The 4,947-nt window shown below is 62.3% G+C and carries 5 protein-coding genes; 3 read left to right on the forward strand and 2 right to left on the reverse strand.

Features of this window, described 5'->3' with window-relative positions; genetic code table 11:
- The 3 genes from ABR948_RS28200 to ABR948_RS28210 form a co-directional block, all read left to right on the forward strand.
- A partial coding sequence (locus ABR948_RS28200) for an acetate--CoA ligase family protein (RefSeq protein ID WP_428124373.1) occupies positions 1-2,070 on the forward strand: 2,070 nt, incomplete at its 5' end.
- A 29-nt stretch (positions 2,071-2,099) separates the two neighbouring features.
- Positions 2,100-3,107, forward strand: a complete 1,008-nt coding sequence (locus ABR948_RS28205; protein WP_428124375.1) for a c-type cytochrome — start codon at positions 2,100-2,102, stop codon at positions 3,105-3,107.
- Positions 3,108-3,250: 143 nt separating this feature from the next.
- Complete coding sequence (locus ABR948_RS28210; protein WP_428124377.1) at positions 3,251-4,093, forward strand: MlaD family protein; 843 nt, start codon at positions 3,251-3,253, stop codon at positions 4,091-4,093.
- A 29-nt stretch (positions 4,094-4,122) separates the two neighbouring features.
- Here ABR948_RS28210 and ABR948_RS28215 read toward each other — a convergent pair whose 3' ends face one another.
- Positions 4,123-4,461: an FmdB family zinc ribbon protein gene (locus ABR948_RS28215; RefSeq protein ID WP_428124379.1), complete on the reverse strand. Its 339-nt coding sequence runs from the start codon at positions 4,459-4,461 to the stop codon at positions 4,123-4,125.
- Positions 4,462-4,554: 93 nt separating this feature from the next.
- Positions 4,555-4,947 (reverse strand): acetamidase/formamidase family protein (locus ABR948_RS28220; RefSeq protein ID WP_428124381.1); only part of this gene is annotated, 393 nt, incomplete at its 5' end.

Raw genomic sequence — 4,947 nt, forward strand, 5'->3', positions numbered from 1 at the left:
GAGCGGATCTGGAACAATCTGATCAAATATCAATTCGAGGGCGGGCTCTATCCGGTCAACGGCAAACGCGAAACCATCTGGGGCGTTCCCTGCTACAAGGATTTTGCCAGCCTGCCGGACAAACCCGATCACGTGCTGGTGCTGGTGCCGGCGCGTTTCGCGGTGCAGGTGATCCGGGACGCCGCGGCGGCCGGCGCCCGCTCGGCCACGATCGTAACTTCCGGCTTCAGCGAATTGCAGGACGATGAAAGCCAGAGGCTCGCCGCCGAGCTGCAGCAGGCGATCCGGGAAACCGGCCTCGCCGTCACCGGCCCGAATTGTCTCGGCAATCTGAGTGCCGGCGAAAAACTGTTCACAAACATCGACGACCGCGTGGTCACGATGGAGGCCGGCCCGGTCGCGATCGCCGGTCAATCCGGGGCCATCGTGATGGCGATCCGCCAGGCGCTGGAAGATCGCGGCGTCGGCGTCGGCTACATGGTCACGACCGGAAATGAGGCCGGACTCGAGACACCCGATCTGATAACCTATTTCGCGGCCGATCCCTCGATCCGCGTGATCGTGGTCTATCTCGAGGGCGTGCGCAACACCAAGGTATTCCGTTCAGCCTGCAAGGCCGCCCGCGCGGCCGGCAAACCGGTGATCGCGCTCAAGCTCGGTGCATCCGAAGGCGGACGCGCCGCTGCCATGGCGCATACCGGCGCGCTGGCCGGCTCGATCGAAACCTTCGACGCCATTTCGACCCGGGAGGGCGTGATCCGCGCGCGAGGCCTGGATGAGTTGATCGAAACCACCGAATGCTTTGTCCATGCCGATCCGCCGAAGGGTAATCGCCTCGCCGCGGTCACGCTGTCGGGCGGCAAGCGCGGGCTTTTGATCGACGCGTTTTCAGCGGCGGGCCTGAATTTTGCCAGGTTGAGCCAGAATGCAAACGACAAACTCGCAAAAATGCTGGGTCCGGGCAGCATCGTCGGAAACCCGCTCGACGCGGGATTCGCCGCCGTGGTCGATCCCTCGGTCTACATGCAGTCGATCAAGATCATGATCGACGATCCCGATACCGACATTGTCATCATCGACTCCGAATTGCCGAAGGCGCCGCATGAACTGCGCGAACGGAATTTGCGTATCGTCAATGAAATGGCCGGCAAGGCCAGCAAGCCCGTCCTCTACATCTCGACGATGTCGATCGGCTTTACGGAATTCACCAAGGGCTTGCGGAAATCGCTGCCGCATATCGCCGTGATGCAAGGCCTGGATCGGGCGGTGGGCGCGATCAAGGCCCTGATTGAATATGCCTCGCTGCGCAAGGAAGTGCCTGACATCGTCTCGAGTTCCTCGGCGTCGGCACGCGCGACCCTCGCGAAGACGCTCAAGCATGCCAGGGGTCCGGCACTCGACGAGGTCGCGTCAAAGAAATTGCTCAGGGCCTATGGCATCCCGGTGTCGAAGGAAGAGATCGCGCAGACGGTGACCGATGCCGTGAAGATCGCCAAAAAAATCGGCTTTCCTGTTGTCGCCAAGGTTGTCAGCGCGGAGATTCTGCACAAATCCGATATCGGGGGCGTGGTGCTGAACATCAACACCGCGGCCGAGGTCAGGAAAGCCTTCAACGACATTACCGCGCGGGTGAAGAAGCTGAAGCACAAGCCGAAGCTCGAGGGCATCCTGATCGCACAGCAGGTCAAGGCCGAGCTCGAACTTGTCATCGGCGCCGCGCTCGATGCCGAGATGGGGCCGGTTGTGCTGTTCGGAACCGGCGGCGTCGATATCGAACTGATGAAGGATGTCGCGCTGGCCGGCGCTCCGCTCGATGCGGCGGAGGCAAAAGAGCTGATCGGCCGGACCAAGGCCGGCGTGAAGCTCAGGGGTTATCGCGGCAAGCCCGCGCTGCACGAAACCTCGGCGGTGAAGGCGCTGGTCGGCCTGTCCAATTTGATGGCCGACGCCGGCAGCCGCATCGCCTCGATCGACGTCAATCCGTTTCTGATCAATGCCAGGACCGGCGTTGCCGTCGATGCTCTGATTGTCCTCAACAACGCCGAGGCCGAAAGCGCCGCGGGCCATTGATGATTGATTCAAGCCACAAGGGGCAACCGATGAGATTTGCTTGGGGCATGCTGGCGATCGTTAGCGTAATGGTCTGCGGGGCCGCGATGGCGCAAGCTCCAAACGCGGATGCCCCGTCGTCGGCGTCGCCGGGTTCGTTTCCGGCATGGGCTTATCCATGGGCGCCGGATTTCAAGTCTGCACCCGATGACGGCGTTCCACGGCACGTTCCCGACAGCACGGCCGCCTTCACCATCACGCAGGAACGCGATCTTTTCTTCGCGCCTGATTGGCATCCCGGCGATCATCCCGCCATGCCGGATGTCGTCGCGCACGGCAGACCGCCTGACGTGCGGGCCTGCGGCTCATGTCATCGTGCGGAGGGCACTGGCGGTCCGGAGAACGCCAGTCTGGCCGGACTTCCCGCCGCCTATATCGCCCAACAGATGGCCGACTACAAAAGTGGCGCGCGAAAATTCGCGGGCCCGCAGCGAAGTCCGGTCCTGCTGATGACCGCGATTGCCAAAGCCGCCAGCGATGCCGAGATAAAGGCCGCCGCAGCCTATTTCTCGTCGCTCAAGCCCAAATCCGTGATCAAGGTTGTCGAAACCGACACGGTCCCGACGACGCAGATTGCCCGTGTGTTCTACATGCTCCTGAACAATGGCGGCACGGAACCGATCGGTGAACGTATCATCGAGGTCCCGGTCGACATGCAGCAATTCGAGCATCGCGACAGCCGTTCGCAGTTCATCGCGTATGTGCCAAAAGGCAGCATCGCCAAGGGCGAGGCCTTGGCCAAGACTGGGGCGGCCAAGACTGGCGGGGCTGGCATCACCACGCCTTGCGCGGGCTGCCATGGCCCGGACCTCAGGGGCCTTGCACCCATTCCCGGAATTGCCGGACGTTCGCCGAGCTATCTGGTGCGTCAGATCTACGACTTCCAGCAGCATGCACGGGCCGGAAGTGCAGGCGCCATGATGGTGCCCGTGGTCGAAAAGCTCTCGCATGCCGACATGATTTCGCTCGCGGCCTACGTTTCGTCCTTGCAGCCCTGACCGGCGGCGTCAGGTAACGGGATCGGGAGTAACGCCGGGGCGCCGCTCGCCGGCCTTTCGCCCGTTTTGCTTTGCCGGTACAATCGGGCAATGACGAACGGCGCTGGCCCTTTCAAGCCAGCCCGTCGCAGCCGGATTCCGGAATGAAGGCACGGGCCAGCAACCTGATGATCGGATCCACGACGCTTGCGGTCATCGCCGCGGCGTTTATAGGCATGCTCGGGTTCCGGAAAATCCACAGCATCCAGCAACGCGGGCCGCTGCGCATCGTTTTCCAGGGCTCCGCCAGCGGCCTGCACAACGGCGGCAATGTGAATTTCGACGGGGTTCAGATCGGGGAGATATTGTCCCTCAAGCTGGACAACCCCCGCAAGATTGTCGCCCTTGTCAGGGTCGATAACAGCGCCCCGATCCGCAAGGACACGATTGTGGGGCTGGAATTCCAGGGCCTCACCGGCATAGCGGCGATATCGCTGACCGGCGGCGCGGCGGCCGCCCCTCCAGTGCCGCTGGACGAGGACGGCGTTCCGACCCTGACCGCCGATCTGAGCGAGACACAGTCGATCCGCGATACCTTGCACAATGTCGACCGGATCCTCGTCAGCAACCAGACCGTCCTGAAGGATGCGCTGCTGTCGTTCGAGACCTATACCGCGACTTTGGCAGGCAGCGGCGAGGCGATCGATGACGTCATGCGCAAGGCCACGGGTGCCTTCGACGGCGTCGAAAGCGCCCTGGCCAAGGTCGATAATGTCATCCCGGGTCTTGCGAACGGAAGCGACGGCGAATTGTTTCAGAAGGTGAAGTCGATTCGCGAACTGGCCGAGAGCTTCAACAAGCGTTCGGGTGCGTTGATGGAGGAAGGGCGCCGCTCGCTGCTCGATATCAGCGAGGCGGCCGTCAAAGTGACCCGCAAGTTCGACCCGCAGGCCGTCAGCGGCGATAGTCCCTCCCCGCCGAGGAAGCCGGCCCAAAAGCGGCAATAGAGTGTGCCACGCTGCGGTGGAGGCGGAGATCAGTGGCTGATCATCCATGGACGCGCGGTCGGAAAACTCTTTCCACCGCTCCTGGTTTTCGTCACCAGGCGGGACGGCTTGGTTGAACAACATCCGCAACCCGCCCCATGCGACGCCTTGTATTCGCCGACGGTCTTGGGCGCGTTGGCGCTGCGCTCATTGGTGGCGTGGGCCTTGCGCTTGTCCGAAGGCATGCAGAAGAAATTCGGCGCCGTCAGGATCACGCGCGGCGATTCACCTTCGCATTGCGGACAATCCTGCGGCGCGTCACATTCCGCCATCGGCCGCATATCCGTGAACGGACCGCAATCATTGCAGAGATACTCGTAGACCGGCATTTCATTCCCTCGCGCGCTTCACGCCCCCAAACTTCGCAACGGCGGATGCGAGACGGCAGACACCTGCCGCCCCGCATGCCGTCGCGCGGGAGCTTATTTATCCTGTGACAGCGGCATCTGGATGTCGCCCTTGATGTGTTTGATCGGTCCGGCCGACGACGGCATGATGTCGAAGTCGAAGATCTCCGTCGGCAGCCACAGCGTCGCGCACGCGTTCGGCACGTCGACCACGCCGGAGATGTGACCCTGGCACGGCGCCGTTCCCAAAATCGAATAGGCCTGGGCGCCGGAATAGCCGAACTTCTTGAGATACTCGATCGCGTTCAGGCAGGCCTGCCGGTACGCAATGTGCACATCGAGGTAGTGCTGCTTGCCCTGCTCGTCGACCGAGATACCTTCGAAGATCAGGTAGTCCTTGTAATTCGGCGTGATCGGCGACGGCTTGAAGACGGGATTCTTGATGCCGTATTTCGCAACGCCGTCCTT

Origin of the sequence: Bradyrhizobium sp. (assembly GCF_050014615.1) — a bacterium.
In the GTDB taxonomy this organism is placed as follows: domain Bacteria; phylum Pseudomonadota; class Alphaproteobacteria; order Rhizobiales; family Xanthobacteraceae; genus Bradyrhizobium.